Source organism: Neisseria sp. (assembly GCF_030523955.1).
Classification (GTDB): Bacteria; Pseudomonadota; Gammaproteobacteria; order Burkholderiales; family Neisseriaceae; genus Neisseria.
On record NZ_JAUNHL010000038.1, the window covers coordinates 1 to 17496 of the forward strand.

The 17496-nt window shown below is 53.1% G+C and carries 17 protein-coding genes; 13 read left to right on the plus strand and 4 right to left on the minus strand.

Translation table 11 applies throughout. The features are described from left to right. The first annotated feature begins 119 nt into the window (after positions 1 to 119). The 5 genes from Q4C79_RS08815 to accD all read left to right on the plus strand — a co-directional run bounded on the left by Q4C79_RS08815 (position 120) and on the right by accD (position 4641). Complete coding sequence (locus tag Q4C79_RS08815) at positions 120 to 1262, plus strand: class I SAM-dependent RNA methyltransferase (protein ID WP_303090651.1); 1143 nt, start codon at positions 120 to 122, stop codon at positions 1260 to 1262. A gap of 45 nt (positions 1263 to 1307) precedes the next feature. Beyond that, a complete protein-coding gene (locus Q4C79_RS08820) occupies positions 1308 to 1931 on the plus strand; it encodes a LysE family translocator (RefSeq protein WP_303090652.1) in 624 nt (207 codons plus the stop codon). Between the two features lie 35 nt (positions 1932 to 1966). After that, positions 1967 to 2707, plus strand: a complete 741-nt coding sequence (locus Q4C79_RS08825; protein WP_303090653.1) for a pseudouridine synthase — start codon at positions 1967 to 1969, stop codon at positions 2705 to 2707. Positions 2708 to 2835: 128 nt separating this feature from the next. Then, entirely contained in the window at positions 2836 to 3621 is a 786-nt protein-coding gene (gene trpA / locus Q4C79_RS08830) for a tryptophan synthase subunit alpha (RefSeq protein ID WP_303090654.1), read from the plus strand. Between the two features lie 138 nt (positions 3622 to 3759). Further along, positions 3760 to 4641 (plus strand): acetyl-CoA carboxylase, carboxyltransferase subunit beta, encoded by an 882-nt coding sequence (gene accD / locus Q4C79_RS08835; RefSeq protein WP_303090655.1) that lies wholly within the window; start codon positions 3760 to 3762, stop codon positions 4639 to 4641. 337 nt (positions 4642 to 4978) lie between these two features. Here accD and Q4C79_RS08840 read toward each other — a convergent pair whose 3' ends face one another. The 3 genes from Q4C79_RS08840 to Q4C79_RS08850 form a co-directional block, all read right to left on the minus strand. Continuing rightward, positions 4979 to 6094, minus strand: coding sequence for an amino acid permease (locus Q4C79_RS08840; RefSeq protein ID WP_368492226.1), 1116 nt, complete (start codon positions 6092 to 6094; stop codon positions 4979 to 4981). Next, positions 6081 to 6410 (minus strand): amino acid permease, encoded by a 330-nt coding sequence (locus tag Q4C79_RS08845; protein ID WP_303090657.1) that lies wholly within the window; start codon positions 6408 to 6410, stop codon positions 6081 to 6083. The genes Q4C79_RS08840 and Q4C79_RS08845 overlap by 14 nt, the downstream gene beginning before the upstream one ends. Before the next feature lie 372 nt (positions 6411 to 6782). Then, positions 6783 to 8450, minus strand: a complete 1668-nt coding sequence (locus tag Q4C79_RS08850) for an electron transfer flavoprotein-ubiquinone oxidoreductase (protein ID WP_303090658.1) — start codon at positions 8448 to 8450, stop codon at positions 6783 to 6785. 300 nt (positions 8451 to 8750) lie between these two features. Between Q4C79_RS08850 and cueR the strand changes: the two genes are divergently transcribed. The 5 genes from cueR (at position 8751) to Q4C79_RS08875 (ending at position 11809) form a co-directional block, all read left to right on the plus strand. Beyond that, on the plus strand, positions 8751 to 9200 hold the full coding sequence (gene cueR, locus Q4C79_RS08855) for a Cu(I)-responsive transcriptional regulator (protein WP_303090659.1): 450 nt from the start codon (positions 8751 to 8753) through the stop codon (positions 9198 to 9200). 91 nt (positions 9201 to 9291) lie between these two features. Beyond that, positions 9292 to 10380, plus strand: a complete 1089-nt coding sequence (locus tag Q4C79_RS08860) for a conjugal transfer protein (protein WP_303090660.1) — start codon at positions 9292 to 9294, stop codon at positions 10378 to 10380. 11 nt (positions 10381 to 10391) lie between these two features. After that, the gene (locus Q4C79_RS08865; RefSeq protein ID WP_303090674.1) at positions 10392 to 10856 is read left to right on the plus strand and encodes a low molecular weight protein-tyrosine-phosphatase; all 465 of its coding nucleotides are present in this window, start codon (positions 10392 to 10394) and stop codon (positions 10854 to 10856) included. A gap of 29 nt (positions 10857 to 10885) precedes the next feature. After that, entirely contained in the window at positions 10886 to 11380 is a 495-nt protein-coding gene (gene rraA / locus Q4C79_RS08870) for a ribonuclease E activity regulator RraA (protein WP_303090661.1), read from the plus strand. A gap of 12 nt (positions 11381 to 11392) precedes the next feature. After that, positions 11393 to 11809: an OsmC family protein gene (locus Q4C79_RS08875; RefSeq protein WP_303090662.1), complete on the plus strand. Its 417-nt coding sequence runs from the start codon at positions 11393 to 11395 to the stop codon at positions 11807 to 11809. Positions 11810 to 11890: 81 nt separating this feature from the next. Here Q4C79_RS08875 and pncB read toward each other — a convergent pair whose 3' ends face one another. Next, complete coding sequence (gene pncB, locus Q4C79_RS08880) at positions 11891 to 13111, minus strand: nicotinate phosphoribosyltransferase (protein WP_303090663.1); 1221 nt, start codon at positions 13109 to 13111, stop codon at positions 11891 to 11893. A gap of 446 nt (positions 13112 to 13557) precedes the next feature. Here pncB and Q4C79_RS08885 point away from each other — a divergent pair, with 446 nt between their 5' ends. The 3 genes from Q4C79_RS08885 (at position 13558) to Q4C79_RS08895 (ending at position 17490) form a co-directional block, all read left to right on the plus strand. After that, a complete protein-coding gene (locus tag Q4C79_RS08885; protein WP_303090664.1) occupies positions 13558 to 13866 on the plus strand; it encodes a hypothetical protein in 309 nt (102 codons plus the stop codon). 356 nt (positions 13867 to 14222) lie between these two features. Further along, a complete protein-coding gene (ettA, locus tag Q4C79_RS08890) occupies positions 14223 to 15899 on the plus strand; it encodes an energy-dependent translational throttle protein EttA (protein ID WP_303090675.1) in 1677 nt (558 codons plus the stop codon). Positions 15900 to 17145: 1246 nt separating this feature from the next. Next, entirely contained in the window at positions 17146 to 17490 is a 345-nt protein-coding gene (locus Q4C79_RS08895; protein WP_303090665.1) for a potassium channel family protein, read from the plus strand. Positions 17491 to 17496 lie beyond the last annotated feature (6 nt).

Genomic DNA, 17496 nt, shown 5'->3' on the forward strand with positions numbered 1-17496 from the left:
AGTACGGCAAGGCGCAGCAACGCCGTAGCGAAAGTTAAGTTAATCTGCTATAGAGTACCGCCTGATGTTTTTCAGACAGGCATATCGGATGCTTGCCGTTTATCTATTTGGAACATTCCATGACAACTTATTCTTTATTCATCAGCTGCCCGCGCGGTTTGGAAAACCTGTTGGCGGACGAAATCACGGCGCTGGGTGGCAGCGAGGTTCAGCCGGGCGACGGCGGAGTGGCGGCCAAGGGCACCATGGAAACGGTTTACCGCATCAACCTGCATTCGCGCGTCGCCAGCCGGGTATTATTGCAGCTGACCAAAGGCAGCTACCGCAGCGAGCAGGATATTTACAAACTGGCGCATAACATCCGTTGGCCGCAGTGGTTTTCCCCGGCCGATACCTTTAAGGTCAAAGTGGAGGGCAAACGTGCGCAGGTAAAAAGCCTGGATTTTGTCGGCCTGAAAATCAAAGATGCGCTGTGCGATGCTTTCCGTGAAGAGAGCGGCGAGCGGCCCAGCGTAGACAAGCAGCGGCCCGATGTGCGCGTGCATGCTTTTTTAAACGACAAAACCGTGCAGATTTTTATCGATACCTCGGGCGAAGCGCTGTTCAAACGCGGTTACCGCCAAGATGCCGGCGAAGCGCCGTTGCGTGAAAATCTGGCGGCAGGTTTGCTGCTGCTGGCCGGCTATGACGGCAGCCAGCCTTTCCAAGACCCGTTTTGCGGCAGCGGCACGCTGGCGATAGAAGCGGCGCTGATTGCTTTGAAACGCGCGCCCGGCCTGATGCGCCGTTTCGGTTTTGAGAAGTTGAAAAACTTCGATAAACCGCTGTGGATGAAAATCAAACAGGCGGCGCGCGAAGCGGCGTTGGCACAAACCGCCGCGCCGATTGCCGGCAGCGATAACGACCGCCAGATGATACGCGTTGCCCGCCAGAATGCCGAAGCGGCCGAAGTGGCCGAATGGCTGACACTGGAAACCGCAGAAGCGCAAGATGTACGCCCCAACGGCGAGGGCGGAATCATGTTGTCCAACCCGCCTTACGGCGTGCGCCTGGCCGATATCCAGATGCTGCACGCGCTTTATCCGCAGTTGGGCAGTTGGTTGAAACAGCATTATGCCGGCTGGCAGATCGGTATGTTTACCGGCGACCGCGAAATGCCCAAGCTGATGCGCCTGCAACCCAAGCGCAAAATTCCGTTGTTTAACGGCAAACTCGATTGCCGCCTGTTTATATTGGATATGGTAAAAGGCAGCAACCGTTAATGCCGTATTGCATCGCCGCTTGCTCGGCAAAGAGAGAAAGAAATAATGTACGGTATTGAAAATTATTGGGGTTTTGTTGCCGCTGCGATTTTGCTCAATTTAACGCCCGGTTCGGATACGGTGTACATCCTTACCCGCAGTATTGCAGAAGGGCGCAAGGTGGGCATCGCTTCGGCATTGGGTATTTCCGCCGGCATATTGGTGCATTGCGTATTGGTGTCGCTGGGCTTGGCGCAAATTGTGGCGCATTCGCCGACTTTGTTTGCCATATTGAAATACAGCGGTGCGGCTTATCTTGTGTATCTGGGCATTAAAATGTGGCGCTCGCCGCCTCTGGATGCCGGTGCGACGGAAAAAGGTGTTCAGACAGGCCTCTGGCCGGTGTTCCGCCAAGGCTTGCTGACCAATTTGCTCAATCCCAAAGTGGTGCTGTTTTTTCTGGCACTCTTGCCGCAATTCGTTTCGGCGGGCGTGGCCTCGCCGCTGCCGTTTTTGCTGTTGGGGCTGACTTTTTTGCTGACCGGCACGCTGTGGTGCCTGTTGTTGGCCTGTGCCGCCGCACCTTTCGGCGGTTTGCTGCGCCGGCAGCCGGTGTTCGGCAAAATGATGAACCGCATCAGCGGTTTGGTGTTTGTCGGCTTGGGAATGAAAATCGGTTTGAGCCGCTGAAAGGCATATGCCTGTCTGAAAAAAACGGAGTGATCATGACAGAACAAACCAGTATACGCTTATCCAAACGCATGGCGGAATTGGGCTTGTGCAGCCGCCGTGAGGCCGACAGCTATATCGAACAAGGCTGGGTGAGTGTAAATGGCGTGAAGGCGGTGCTCGGCCAAAAGGTAACGGAAAGCGACCGCATCGACTTGAACAAGCAGGCGCACGAGAGTCAGGCGCGGCGGGTAACCGTTTTACTGAACAAGCCGGTGGGCTATGTGAGCGGCCAGCCGGAAAAAGGCTATCAGGCGGCGGTGGCGCTGATTACGCCGGAAAACCACTGGAGCGGCGACAAAAGCCGTATCCGTTATCAGGAAAGCCATTTGAAAGGCTTGGCGCCGGCAGGGCGGCTCGATATCGATTCGGTGGGGCTGTTGGTGCTGACGCAAGACGGTCGCATTGCCAAGCAATTAATCGGCGACAACAGCGGCGTGGAAAAAGAATATCTGGTGCGGGTGAGGGGTAAATTATCGGAGGAGGGCCTGCGCTTGCTCAACCACGGCTTGAGCTTGGACGGCGAAAAGCTGCGCCCGGCCAAAGTGGAATGGCAAAACGAAGATCAGTTGCGCTTTATCCTCAAACAAGGCAAAAAGCGCCAGATCCGCCGCATGTGCGAATTGGTCGGCCTGCGGGTGGTCGGCCTCAAGCGTATCCGCATGGGCAAGGTCAAACTCGGCCAATTGCCGCCCGGCCAGTGGCGCTATTTGGATCCGGGCGAGCGTTTCGTTTGATTTTATCGAGGCATGCCGGATTACCCAACGGCGGGAATATCATTTACAATAGCGCATGAGAGCCTGTCGATTATTTCAGACAGGCATCGTTTATAGTGTGCCGTACCCAGACTTCAACAGAGAATGCCATGAGCAGAATCCAAACCACCTTTTCCCGTTTAAACGGCCAAAAAGCCTTGATTCCCTATATCACTGTCGGCGATCCCGATACCGCAACCACTTTGTCGCTGATGAAAAGCCTGGTGGCCAACGGTGCCGATATTTTGGAATTGGGCGTTCCGTTTTCAGATCCGATGGCCGACGGGCCTACCATCCAGCGCGCCGCCGAACGTGCACTGGCCAACCGGGTTTCTTTGCATGATGTGCTGGACGTCGTAAGCGCTTTCCGCCAAACCGATCAGGAAACGCCGGTGGTGCTGATGGGCTATCTCAATCCCGTGCACAAAATGGGTTACGCCCAATTCGCCCGCGCTGCGGCTGCGGCCGGAGTAGACGGTGTGCTGACGGTCGACAATCCGGTGGAAACCATCGAACCCTTGCAACGAGAATTGCAGGCCAACGGCATGGACGCGATTTTTCTGGTGGCGCCGACCACCACCGAAGCGCGTATGCAGGAAATCGGCAAACTTGCCAGCGGCTTTGTTTATTACGTTTCCCTCAAAGGCGTAACCGGTTCCGCCCGTTTGGATACTGATGAAGTCGCGGCCAAAATCGCCGTATTGCGCCGCCATATCTCGCTGCCGATAGGCGTAGGTTTTGGTATTTCCGATGCCCAAAGCGCCGCTAAAATCGGAGCGGTGGCTGATGCGGTGATTGTCGGCAGCCGTATCGTGAAAGAGATTGAAGATAATCGCGGGCGCGAAGCCGAAGCGGTGGGCGCATTGGCGAAGACCTTGAAAGAAGCCATTTCCTAATCAGAACCGCCGCAAACTTAGAGCTTGCATTCAGACAGGAGTATGACTTACTATCTGAACGCTAAAACTGGAACGCAAAAAACGATAGGTTTCCCCAGCGGATACCCGGATAAAAGTATACCGACATAGGAGTAAGCCATGAGCTGGCTGGATAAAATTCTACCGCCGAAAATCAAACGTGAAGACAAAAACGCCTCAGTGGTGCCGGAGGGATTGTGGAGCAAATGCCCGTCTTGTTCGGCCACTTTGTACGCAACCGATTTGGCAAGCAACCACTACGTTTGCCCCAAATGCAACCATCACAACGCGATGACTGCGCGCGAGCGTCTCAATCTGTTGTTGGACGAAAACGGGCGCGAAGAAATCGGTGCAAACATCAAACCCACCGATATCTTGAAGTTTAAAGACAGCAAAAAATACCCCGACCGCCTCAGTGCCGCCCGCAAAACCACCGGCGAAGACGATGCATTGGTGGTAATGAAGGGCACCATGAACGGCCTGCCGGTGGTGATTGCTTCTTTCGAGTTTCGTTTTATCGGCGGCTCGATGGGTTCGGTGGTCGGCGAACGCTTTGTCGAAGGCGTGCGTCGTGCCGTGGCCGACGGCTGTTCGTTTATCTGCGTGGCCGCGTCCGGCGGCGCGCGTATGCAGGAAGGTTTGAGTTCGTTGATGCAAATGACCAAAACCAGCGCTTCGCTGCACCTTTTGAGCGAAAAAGGGCTGCCGTTTATTTCGGTACTGACCGATCCGACCATGGGCGGCGTATCCGCCAGCTTCGCTTTCTTGGGCGACATCGTGGTGGCCGAACCCAATGCCCTGATCGGTTTCGCCGGCCCGCGCGTGATTGAGCAGACTGTGCGCGAAGTGTTGCCCGACGGCTTCCAGCGCGCAGAATTCTTGCTGGAAAAAGGCGCTATCGACCAAATCATCGACCGCCGCGTGATGAAAGACCAACTTTCCGAGCTGATTACTCTGTTGCGCCGCCAAGATCCGGTTCGAGATGACGAAACCGCTGCTTGATTGCTTGTAAATTTCATTGAAAAGGCCTGTCTGAAAATATTGCTGTGTGCAATGTCTGTTCAGACAGGCCTTTTATTGGTTTTGTATATGACGATTGGTTAAAAAGACATAAAAAGTTAACCTGTTTTCGGTATACTTATGGCCGCGGAATTGGTTTGATTGCCGGTTTATGATGGATTTAATTAACTTTCGAGACAAGGCAGCAAGCCGCAGACAGCACAACTAGTACGACAAGGAGCAGCAACGACGTAGCGAATAGTTAAGTTAATCCGCTATATAAACAAGCAAATGCCTGTCTGAAAGATGGTTTCAGACAGGCATTTTTTACGGTTGTTGTTTAAGCGCTTAAGCTTTCGATAAAGCGCATCAGTGCGGGTACTGCCAACACCAAAAGCACCAGCAGGATCACTTTTTCATAGCCGTTGAAGCGCCAGCGGCCGTGGAGGCGGTATTGCGAATAGAGAAACAGCAATACGCCCGGCAGATAAAGCAGCACCGAAAACAGCAGGTATTCGGTACCGGCGGCATACACAATCCACGCAGCATAAAGGGTGGCGAGAAGTCCGATGATTTTGTATTTCATAGCGAGGTTTTGCGTGAAGGAGAGTTTCACCAAGTAAGCGCCGATTAGGAAATAAGGAATCAGAATCATCGAGGTGGAGATCATCAAGAGGGCGGAATAGCTGTTGCCGGTTTGCCAAACCAGAAACAGGCAAAGCTGTACGGTTAAGGTGGTGAACAGCAGCGAACCGTGCGGCACTTCGTTTTTGTTCAATTTGATAAACGAAGCGGGGAAAGCGCCGTTTTTCGCACCCAAATGCGGGATTTCAGTGGCATACAGTGTCCAGCTCAAATAAGACGACAGCACCGATACGATCAAACAGCAGCTGATTAACACCTTGCCCCAATGGCCGACCATATGGGCGAGTACGCCGGCCATCGAGGGATTGGCCATGGCGGCGATGTCGGCGCGCGGCAATACGCCTTGTGCCAGTACGGTAATGGCGACGTATAAGGCCAGCGTAATCAATACGCCGATAACGGTGGCTTTGCCGATGTCGCTGCGCCGGCGCGCGTGTTTCGACAATACGGCTGCCCCTTCGATGCCGGTAAACACCCACAAGGTAATCAGCATGGTGTTTTTTACTTGTGCCATGATGCTGTTATCGGCTTCTTGCGTACCGCCGATGCCGGCGCCCGACCAATCGGCGAGAAAAATATCGGCTTGGAAAAAATAAGCGGCCAAGCCGATAAACAATACCAAGGGAAAAACTTTTACAAAAGTCGCCACCAGATTCACGCCGGCCGCTTGTTTGATGCCGCTGGCGACCAGCCAGTAAATCAGCCAGGCCACCGCCGATTCGCCGATAAAGGCATAAAAGGTATTGCCTTGGCCGAATAAAACATGGCCGGGGCTATCGGTGAAGCTGCCGATGGCTTCAAATGCAACCACCAAATAGCCGACAATGCCGACGGTGGTACACAGCCAATAGCCCCAAGGCGGAGAAAAAGCCCATCAAATCGCCGAAGCCGTCGCGTGCGTAAGTGTAAATACCGCCGTTCAGATCGGGGCGTAATTTGGAAAGGCAGGCAAACGACAGGCCGAGAAATACAATGCCGATGCCGGTAATCAGCCAGCCGATCAGCAGAGCTTGCGAGCCGGCGACTGCGGCCATGTTCTGCGGCAGGCTGAAAATGCCGGAACCGATCATGGAGCTGATCACCAGCGCGGTCAGCGCGGTGAGGCCGATTTGGGAAGAGGAAGACATGGGTACTCTCTCAAGAAAAAGTAGAATTCTAACATTATGAAAAATGCCTGTCTGAAAGAATGTTTCAGACAGGCATTTAAACTTAAGAAAAAGCAAGCAGGTCAATACTCTGGTTTCACTGAACAGGATGTGAATATGAAATGTGCAGGCCTGAGACCTTTGCAAAAAACTTTTTAATCCTGAATTTATTGATATCTCGTCATACTCGGGCTTGAGCCGAGTATCTGGTATTTCTTTTGAAACAAAGAGATACTCGGCTCAAGCCCGAGTATGACGCAAGTGTTTTCAGGTATCGAAAAGAATTTTGCAAAGGTCTCGGCCTGTCTGAAAAGTTGGTGTCAGGGGCTGAACCGCCTTGCCGCCTGTAATGGCTTACATTTCGCTGTAATTCGGCCCACTGCCGCCTTCCGGGCAGATCCAATTGATGTTTTGGGTAGGATCTTTGATGTCGCAGGTTTTGCAGTGTATGCAGTTGCCGGCGTTGATTTGCAGCTTGGGTTGGCCGTTTTCCTCAATGATTTCGTAAACGCCGGCAGGGCAGTAGCGGGTTTCCGGGCTGGCGTATTCGCGGTAGTTAACCGAAATCATGGTGGAGGCGTTGCGCAGGGTAAGGTGGCTGGGCTGGTTTTCTTCGTGGCTGATGTTGCTTAGGAACACGCTGCTTAGGCGGTCGAAAGTGATCTTGCCGTCGGGTTTCGGGTAGTCGATGGGGCGGCACTGAGCCGCTTTTTTGGTGGCGGCATGGTCGCTGTGGCGGAATTTCAGTGTCCACGGCGTGCGGCCTTTGAAAACGTATTGTTCCAACCCGGTATAGGCAAAGCCGGCCCACAAACCCCATTGGAAGGAAGGGCGGACGTTGCGCACTTCGTGTAATTCGCGATAAAGCCAGCTGCTTTCAAACAGATTCTGATAAGCCAGCGCCTCGGGGTTGCTTTCGGCTACTTCGCTTTCGGTATCTTCCAGCAAGGGGAACAGCGCTTCGGCGGCCAGCATGGCGGATTTGATGGCGGTGTGGATGCCTTTGATGCGCGGTACGTTAAGGAAGCCGGCGGCGTCACCGATAAGCGCGGCGCCGGGTACGCTGAGCTTGGGCAGCGATTGCAGGCCGCCTTCGCTAATGGCGCGGGCGCCGTAGGCGATGCGGCGGCCGCCTTCGAGCAAGGGCCGGATATCGGGGTGGGTTTTGAAGCGCTGGAATTCTTCGAATGGCGAGAGATAGGGATTTTGGTAATCGAGGCCGACCCCAAAGCCGATGGCGATCCGGTTGTCGTCCAAATGGTAAATGAACGCGCCGCCGTAGGTTTGGCTGTCGAGCGGCCAGCCGGTGGTGTGCATCACTTCGCCGGGGCGGCTTTTGCCTGCTTCGACTTCCCAGATTTCTTTGATGCCCAAGCCATAAGTTTGCGGTTGGCTGTCGGCATCCAGAGCAAAGCGCTCGATGAGCTGCTTGCTAAGCGAACCGCGGCAGCCTTCGGCAAACAGGGTTTGCTGGGCGTGCAATTCCATGCCGGGTTGGAAGGCATCGGTAGGCTCGCCGTTTTTATCGACGCCCATATCGCCGGTGGCGATGCCTTTTACCGAGTCGTCGGGATGATAGAGGATTTCGGAGGCGGCGAAACCGGGGTAGATTTCCACCCCCAGCGCTTCGGCCTGTTCGGCCAGCCAGCGGCAGAGCAGGCCTAAGCTGATGATGTAGTTGCCGCGGTTGTCGAAACTGGGCGTGAGCGGCAGTTTGTAGGCTTTATGTTCGGTGAGGAACATAATCCGGTCGTGGGTAACGCTGCGGGTAAGCGGCGCGCCGTTTTGCTGCCAGTCGGGCAACAATTCGCTGAGCGCCACCGGATCGATCACCGCGCCGGATAGGATGTTGGCACCCACTTCCGAGCCTTTTTCCACCACGCAAACGCTTACTTCGCGCTCGGCTTTTTCCGCCAGTTGTTTCAAACGGATGGCTGCGCTCAAGCCGGCGGGGCCGGCGCCGACGATTACTACATCATATTGCATACTGTCGCGTTGCATACTGTCGCGTTCGGTGGTCATGGTGGGTTCCTGTGGTATTTTCTTTATGTTGTAAATAAAGTGGGCTGCGGCGGATGAGTTGCATTCGGCAGGTGCCGCCCTTACTTATTTGTTGTTAAGAATTGGATTATACCGAAACATTCGATGCTTTTCCTGCACAATGCCTGTCTGAAAAGATCAGCGGCGTAGAGGGTGTATGGTTGTGGGCGTTACGGCGCTATTTTGGGTTAATGCTTCAGACGGAGGATTTTGCCCCAAAACCGCCGCCAGCCCCTGAGGAAAAGTTTTCAGACAGGCATTTGGTATGCGTTAGGACTCGTTATGAATATCAGTGAAGCCGCCCGTTTGAGCGGGCTGAGCAGCAAACAAATCCGCGATTATGAGAAAAACGGCTTATTGCCGCCGGCTGAGCGCAGCGGCAGCGGTTACCGGCGCTACAGCGGCGACGATGTGGCAACGCTGCGTTTTATCCGCCATGCGCGCGATGTCGGTTTTTCTTTGAAACAGATCGACCGCCTGCTGCAATTGCAGCGTGATCCGCAGCGCAACAGCCGCGACGTAAAAAGAATTACCGCCGAGCATATTCAGGAATTGGCGGAGAAAATCAGCGAATTGCAGCGGATGCTGGATACTTTGCAGCGCTGGCACGATTGCTGCGACGGCAGCGACAGGCCGGATTGCCCGATTTTAAACGGCTTGGCGGCGGAAGGAAGCATAGGGGAGAGTGAATCGGCTGCCGGCAGGCAAGCGGGCTGTTGTGCAGCAGGCTAAAGTTGCAACGGTGTAGGTGAAGTAGGATTTATCACTGTTCTTCGCTATAATTCCCGGCAGATTCTATCTTGGTTTTGGAGACTTTTATTTTATGTTACGCGTCCTTCCCGACACCCGGCCTTACCCGACCGATCCGGTGAAAAACGAGCTGCTGATGTATGCCGGCCAAATCGCTGCCGGTAAAGGCGGCGCACAGGCCAAATTGGCGGCCGAATCGTTGCGAGCCGCGATTTACACCATGTTGAACCAAAACCATTACCTCGGTTTGTCGGTGGCGATGAGCATGGCGCCCGATGCGGCGGTATACCGTGCGTTGTTGCAATCCTTATCCGATACTCTGGGCGCGAAAACCGGGCAGGAAGCGGAATGGTTCGCCCTGCCGGTGGTACTGGTGGCGGGCAGCAACCAAGAGACGTCGCTGCCGTCGGCGGCACCGGTGGCCGAGCTGGCCGCCTGCCTAGCCAATTATCCGCATACCCGCGCGTTCAGCCGCGCGACCTGGCTGCCGAATCTGGTATCGTCTGCCGACTTGGCGGCGGTGAACGCAGGCCAATGGTTTGCCGCCAAGCAAAGCCAAGAAGCGGCGGCCGGATTTGCTTCAGCCTTGCCGGCACACGATATCCGGTTTGCCGCAGGCCAGTCGCTACAAGTGGTGTTTGCGCTGGGTTACGGCGATGCCGGATTACACGAATCATTGGGCGTTAACCTGCAAGAGGCCGCCTTGCCGCTGATGCAGGTATGGCAACAACATTTGCAGACACCAGGCTTAACGCTGTTTGCCAATCCACTCTCACCCGATATGCCTTTGCAGGCGCTGGTAGACGGCAGCCATATGCGTTTACGGATGGCATTGGACGTGTTTGCTGCCAACGCCATCCGTGCCATCCGCTTGCAAAGCCCGCGGGTGGGTGTGGTGGTCGCCGCGCAGGCGGGCGGCCGTTTGCTGTTCGGCTTTAATGCCACAGCCAGCCAGTTTGAATTACAGCCGCAGGTGTTCAGTTGGCCTTTGTCGCCGGCCGACCGCATCGAAACCATCCAGCAGGATTTTTTGGATTTGATGGTGGAATGCCAAGTGGAAAATATCCGCCAACTGGATGCACCGTTGGCAGAAAACGAAGATTTGCCCAATTATGCGCAAGCGCTGGAGAGAGACGGCTTTAATCCGCTGTTTGCCGGCTGAAGAGAATGAATATGAAGACAGATAAGGTTTTATTCGTATGCTTGGGCAACATCTGCCGCTCGCCGATGGCCGAATATGTGTTGCGCCATCAGGCACAACAGGCGGGGGTGGGCGCGCGCATCGAAGTGGCCAGCGCCGGTACTTCGGGCTGGCACAACGGCAAAGACATGCACCCGGGTACCGCCGGCATGTTGCGCAAACACGGGATTTCGCCGGCAGGATTCACCAGCAGCCAAGTGCATCCCTCCGATGCAGAGAGCTACGACTGGATTATTGCGATGGACGACAGCAATCTCGACGATTTAAAGCGCGTGATACGCTTTAACGCGGAACAAACTTTCAAACTCACCGACCTGATACCCGAAAGCGGTTATTTTCAGGTGCCCGATCCGTGGTATACCGGCGATTTCGATGAAACCTACCGTTTGGTTAGCGCCGGCAGCCAAGCTTTGTTACGAAAACTTGGCTTATTGTAGCAACCGTATTTTACAAAGGAAAACCCATCATGAATCCAGATTTGCTGCCTACCGCCGATTTAATCGATATTGCGCCGGATACGCCTTCCTGCGATACCCAGTTTCGCAGTTTCGGCCGCCGCCGCCGGTTTGCCGGGCGGGTGCGTACCGTAAAATGCCACCGCGACAACGGCCTGATTAAAAAGCTGATGAACGAGATTTCAAACGGCGAAGTATTGGTGGTGGACGGCGGCGGTTCGCTTTCCAGCGCACTGATGGGCGATATCGTAGCCGGCGCCGGCGCGGCCAACGGCTGGTCGGGCGCGGTGGTCTTCGGCGCCATCCGCGACAGTGTGGCGATTGATTTTATGGATTTCGGCGTTAAAGCCTTGGGTACCAATCCGCGCAAAAGCTCGCCCGCAGGAGAGGGCGAAGTGGATGTGCCGGTCAGCTTCGGCGGAGTGACTTTCCGGCCGGGCGATTATGTTTATTGCGATGAAGACGGCGTGCTGGTGTCGCCCGAACCGATAGCTCAGGATAAATAAGAAAGGAATAGAATGAAGGTAACTTCAAGCTGGTTGGAAGGCATGTGTTTTGTCGCCACCAACGAACAGGGCCACAGCGTGGTGATGGAAGGGGCGGCTTCGGAGGGTGCGGTAAAACGCGGCCCCAGCCCGATGGAAATGCTGCTGTTCGGCGTGGCCGGCTGTTCGAGCATCGATGTGGTGATGATTGCGCAGAAACAGCGCCAGCCGATTAAGGATTGCCGGGCGACCGTTACCGCCAAGCGTGCCGACGAAACGCCGCGGGTGTTTACCGAAATACACATCCACTTCCAAGTAGTCGGCAACGGTTTGCAGGAAAACGCGATTGCCAAGGCGGTGCAGATGTCGGCGGAAAAATATTGTTCGGCTTCGATTATGCTGGGCAAGGCGGCCAAGGTCACCCATAGTTTCGAGATTGTGGAAGGCTAAGATTTTTCCATTGATGTATGTTTGATTAACAATGCCTGTCTGAAAAACTTTTCAGACAGGCATTGTGCGTTTGAATACCGCTTAAACCTTTTCCTGCTCCGGCGCGGGAATTTGGAAAACTTGGCGCAGATAGGCGAGGAAGGTGTCGTTGTCGGTCATGGTTTTGCCCGGGCTGTCGGAGAGTTTGGCTACCGACTGGCCGTTGCATTCCACCAGTTTTAAAACGATGTTGAGCGGGGTGTGCCCCCAATCGTTGGTGAGGTTGGTGCCGATGCCGAAGCTGGTTTTGAAACGGTCTTTAAAGTGCCGGTGCAAATCCCAGGCCTTGGGCAAATCGAGGCCGTCGGAAAAGGTAAGCATTTTGGTTCGGCTGTCGATTTTCAGGCGTTTGTAATGGGTGTAGGCTTTTTCTCCCCATACATAGGGGTCGCCGCTGTCGTGGCGCAGGCCGTCGAACAGTTTGGCGAAATAGAGATCGAAATCGCGTAAAAAAGCATCCATGCCGACCACGTCGGTCAGCGCGATGCCCAGATCGCCGCGATATTCGTGTACCCAGCTCTCCAGCGCGGCTTTCTGAAAGTCGCGCAGCCGCACATCCAGTGCCTGAAAAGCCTGTAAAAATTCGTGCGCCATGGTGCCGATGGGGGTGATGCCCAATTTTTTCGCCAGATAAACATTGCTGGTGCCACGGAAAATATTCGGCGCCGCTTCGTTGAAGCTGCGCACCACATGTTCCTGCCATGCCAAATTGTAGCGGCGGCGGGTGCCGAAATCAGAGACCAAAAACGGCGGGTCTTCCGGATTTTGCTGCCGGTCGTATTCTTTGATGAGTGCGATTTTTTCCTGCAAACGGCGCTCGCCTTCCAGCAATACTTCCGGGGTTTCCAAACGGCGGAAATAAAGCTCGTTCACCATTGCCAGAATGTAAATCTCAAAGAACATCGCCTGTATCATCGGGCCTTCCACGCGGATGCTCAGGCGGTTTTGCTCATCGGCATACACCTTCACAAAGCGGCGTTTGAGTTGGAACAGCTCGAGATAATCGACAAAATCACTTTTGATAAAGCGCATGCCGCGCAGGTAATTCAATTCTTCCTGGCTAAATTGCAACTCGCACAAGGCATCCAGCTCGCGCTCGAGTTCTTCCTGAATCTCAATTAAGGGATAAACCGTTTCGTCGTAATTGCGGCAACGGAATTCGTAAACGCCGTGCGCTTGCGGAAATTGGTGCAACACCACTTGCAGCATGGTGAATTTATAGAGGTCGGTATCGAGCAGGGAGCGGATAATCGGGCGGTTCATGACATCTCTCTGATAAAAAAAACAGGTATGTAACAGAATATTGAGGTTGCTATATCGAGAGCGGTTCTCATTGATACAGTTGCATTAAACCATGTTTGGCATGTTTTGTGGAATTTATCGCAAAGACAAAATTATCCGTATGGCAACCGTTTGCTTTAAGCCGGTTTATCAGCCAAGGGCAAACATCATTCAAGTTTCATGAATTTTACCTCGATATTTGTTTGCCTCGCGTAGTCGGAACGTTAAAGGAAATAGCATTAATCCTTCGATTGGTAGATATAAATTTTTTAATATATTGATTTTATATTAAAAATAATCCAATGTGCTGTTTGCGCAAGTTAGCGGGATTTCCGCAAACTTATCCAAGGGCTAACTGCCGTTAACGAAAAAGAAATTATGATGGAACCCGTCGCAACAAGCGTTGCATTTCATACAGAGAGTCAAGAATGAAAAAATTAGCCGCATTGGTTTCTTTCGCTTTATTATCCGGCAGCCTGATGGCTGCACCGGGCCAACCCGAGCCGCAACGCGAGCCGGCCAAAGCCGCCGCTCCGGCACCGCATGATCGTGCGCACCAGCCTGAAGCGCCGAAAGCAGCGCCGAAGAAAAAAGTGAAGAAAGTGAAAAAAGCACAGAAAAAACACGTGCAAAAAAATCAGCGTGCTCCGAAGCCTGCCGAATCGAAACCGATGATGGATCATCAGCAGCACCAACAACATCAACAAGCGCCGAAACCTCAAGATCCGGCACGTTAATCGATACCTATCCGTTGTATTCCCTCGTTAATGCCTGTCTGAAAAATTGTTTTCAGACAGGCATTGGCGTTTTGTGATTCGGGGCGCTTCGGTTAGAATGTTGTTGTTCAGATTTGTTTTCAGACAGGCCTTTGCAAAATCCTTTTGATACCTGAAAACACTTGCGTCATGCTCGGGCTTGACCCGAGCATCTAGTCGTTTGAGAAGAAAAAGCAGATACTCGGGTCAAGCCCGAGTATGACGAGATATCAATCAATTCAGGATGAAAAAGTTTTTTGCAAAGGTCTCAGGCATTCGCCATATCAGCGCCCATGCCTGTCTGAAGCCTTTTAAATAACTTCATTTCAATAGAGAAGATTATGAGCCAATACGTTTATTCTATGCTGCGCGTGAGCAAAGTGGTGCCGCCGCAGAAAACCATCATTAAAGATATTTCCCTGTCGTTTTTCCCCGGCGCCAAAATCGGCTTGTTGGGTTTGAACGGTGCGGGCAAATCCACCGTATTGCGCATTATGGCGGGTGTGGACAAAGAGTTCGAAGGCGAAGCGGTGCCGATGAGCGGCATCAAAATCGGCTATCTGCCGCAAGAGCCGGAATTAGACCCCGAAAAAACCGTGCGCGAAGAAGTGGAAAGCGGTTTGGGCGAAGTGGCCGCCGCGCAGAAACGCTTGGAAGAAGTGTATACCGCCTATGCCGATCCGGATGCGGATTTCGATGCGCTGGCCGAAGAACAAGGCCGCTTGGAAGCGATTATTGCCGCCGGCTCATCCACCGGCGGCGGTGCGGAGCATGAACTGGAAATCGCCGCCGACGCACTGCGTTTGCCCGATTGGGATACCAAAATCGGCGTGTTATCGGGCGGTGAAAAACGCCGCGTGGCCTTGTGCAAACTGTTATTGAGCAAACCCGATATGCTGCTGTTGGATGAGCCGACCAACCACTTGGACGCGGAATCGGTGGAGTGGTTGGAGCAATTTTTGGTGCGCTTCCCCGGCACCGTGGTGGCGGTAACCCACGACCGTTATTTCTTGGACAATGCCGCCGAATGGATTTTGGAGCTTGACCGCGGCCACGGCATTCCGTGGAAAGGCAATTACTCTTCATGGTTGGAGCAGAAAGAGCAGCGTTTGGCCAATGAAGCCAAATCCGAAGCCGCACGCATCAAGGCGATGAAGCAGGAGCTGGAATGGGTGCGCCAAAACGCCAAAGGCCGCCAAGCCAAATCCAAAGCGCGTTTGGCGCGTTTTGAAGAGATGAGCAATTACGAATACCAAAAGCGCAACGAAACGCAGGAAATCTTTATTCCCGTGGCCGAGCGTTTGGGCAATGAAGTAATTGAATTTGTGAACGTATCCAAATCGTTCGGCGACAAAGTGTTGATCGACGATTTGAGCTTCAAAGTGCCGCCCGGCGCGATTGTCGGCATCATCGGCCCCAACGGCGCGGGTAAATCCACTTTGTTTAAAATGATTGCCGGCAAAGAGCAACCCGACAGTGGCGAAGTGAAAATCGGCCAGACCGTGAAAATGAGCCTGATCGACCAAAGCCGCGACGGTTTGCAAAACGACAAAACCGTGTTCGACAACATCGCCGAAGGGCGCGATATTTTGCAAGTCGGCCAATTTGAAATCCCCGCGCGCCAATATTTGGGCCGTTTCAATTTCAAAGGTAGCGACCAGAGCAAAATCGCCGGCAATTTATCGGGCGGTGAACGCGGCCGTCTGCACTTGGCCAAAACCTTGTTGAGCGGCGGCAATGTGTTGCTGTTGGACGAACCATCTAACGATTTGGACGTGGAAACCCTGCGTGCGCTGGAAGATGCGCTGCTGGAATTTGCCGGCAGCGTGATGGTAATTTCGCACGACCGCTGGTTCCTCGACCGCATCGCCACCCATATTCTGGCGTGCGAAGGTGATTCCAAATGGGTGTTCTTTGATGGCAACTATCAGGAATACGAAGCCGATAAGAAACGCCGCTTGGGCGAAGAGGGGGCGAAGCCGAAACGTATCCGATATAAACCGGTAACGCGTTAAACCGACATTGAATGCCTGTCTGAAAAGTTTTTCAGACAGGCATTCAATGTGCCGATTATTTATTTCAATTTTTCTCAAGCCGTAGGTCGGGTATTGATGCCCGACACGGTTTTATCGTTTGTCGGTTTCAGTCGGGCATCAATGCCCGACCTACCAAACTGGAATTTGCCGGCAGCGTGATGGTGATTTCGCATGACGGCTGGTTCCTCGACCGCATCGCCACCCATATTTTGGCATGCGAAGGCGGTAACGCGTTAAGCTGATATTGAATGCCTGTCTGAAAAGTTTTTCAGACAGGCATTCAATGTGCCGATTATTTATTTCAATTTTTCTCAAGCCGTAGGTCGGGTATTGATGCCCGACACGGTTTTATCGTTTGTCGGTTTCAGTCGGGCATCAATGCCCGACCTACCAAACTGGAATTTGCCGGCAGCGTGATGGTGATTTCGCACGACCACTGGTTCCTCGATCACATCGCCGCCCATATTCTGGCGTGCGAAGGCGGTAACGCGTTAAACCGATATTGAATGCCTGTCTGAAAAGTTTTTCAGACAGGCATTTTTTCACAGGATAATGCGCGTTATCAAATGGATGAAGCGGTAGGTGGAATTGGAACTCTAATTATGTATTTCAGTCAAAACTTATCAGGAAACAAGCCCGATTGCGTGCATACGAAACGATGGAGTTTTCGCGTTGAGCATTTCGGTTTCGTTTGCTTTTTGTGTAGTTATTATTGTTAACATGAAAGGCATACGGTATGCGTTGGGGATGGTTACTGATTGCTGCTCTGTTGTCGCCGCTAGGCGGCTTTGTTGTATTGGCTGATTCGTTTGCGGCAACTTTAACGGTGAAATAATTGGCAGATTGGGTATTTTGTGTAACGGCATGGTGCCTATTTTCTGTTTTAGGCGATAAAACAGCTGGTGTACGGATTATGGTTGCGCTGTTCAGTATTTTTCTTTGTTGCTTTACTAGGGTCTGTCGACAATTAACCGCTTCGCCGGTTAATTGTCGACAGACCCTAGGTTTGTTTTTGTTGTGAATCTGCTGCACTGTACGGTGTTGTCTACGGTATGGGTAGGATTGATGCTGGCGGCGGTCGGAAAAAAGTACAGATTCCGAACGATATCTCCAGAATCGGTTATCCGGTTTGTAAAATATACGGCCCGGTTGCCGAGCGGTTTTCGCTATGCTTTAAGGATTGATACGGGATGTGGCGGATATTGATATTAACAGGAGCCTTGCGGTGAACGGGTTGATGGATTGGCTGCGTGCTTTGAAATATGCGCTCGGCAGCGTGCAGGTACAGATTCTGCTGGCTTTGACTTTCTCGCAAATCGGTATCGCAACGGTGTTTTATCATTGGATAGAGCAGTGGTCTTGGATAGACGCATTTTATTTTTCGGTGATTACCATTGCGACGGTGGGTTATGGCGATTTTTCGCCGAAAACCGATGCCGGCAAGCTGTTTACCGTGTTTTATATCCTGCTCGGTATCGGGTTGTTCGTAACGGCAACCGCCACGCTGGCCAGCCAGTTTCTGGCGGCGGCCAAAGAGGAAATCAGGCGCAAGCGGGATAGGGGGGAGTAAAGTTTT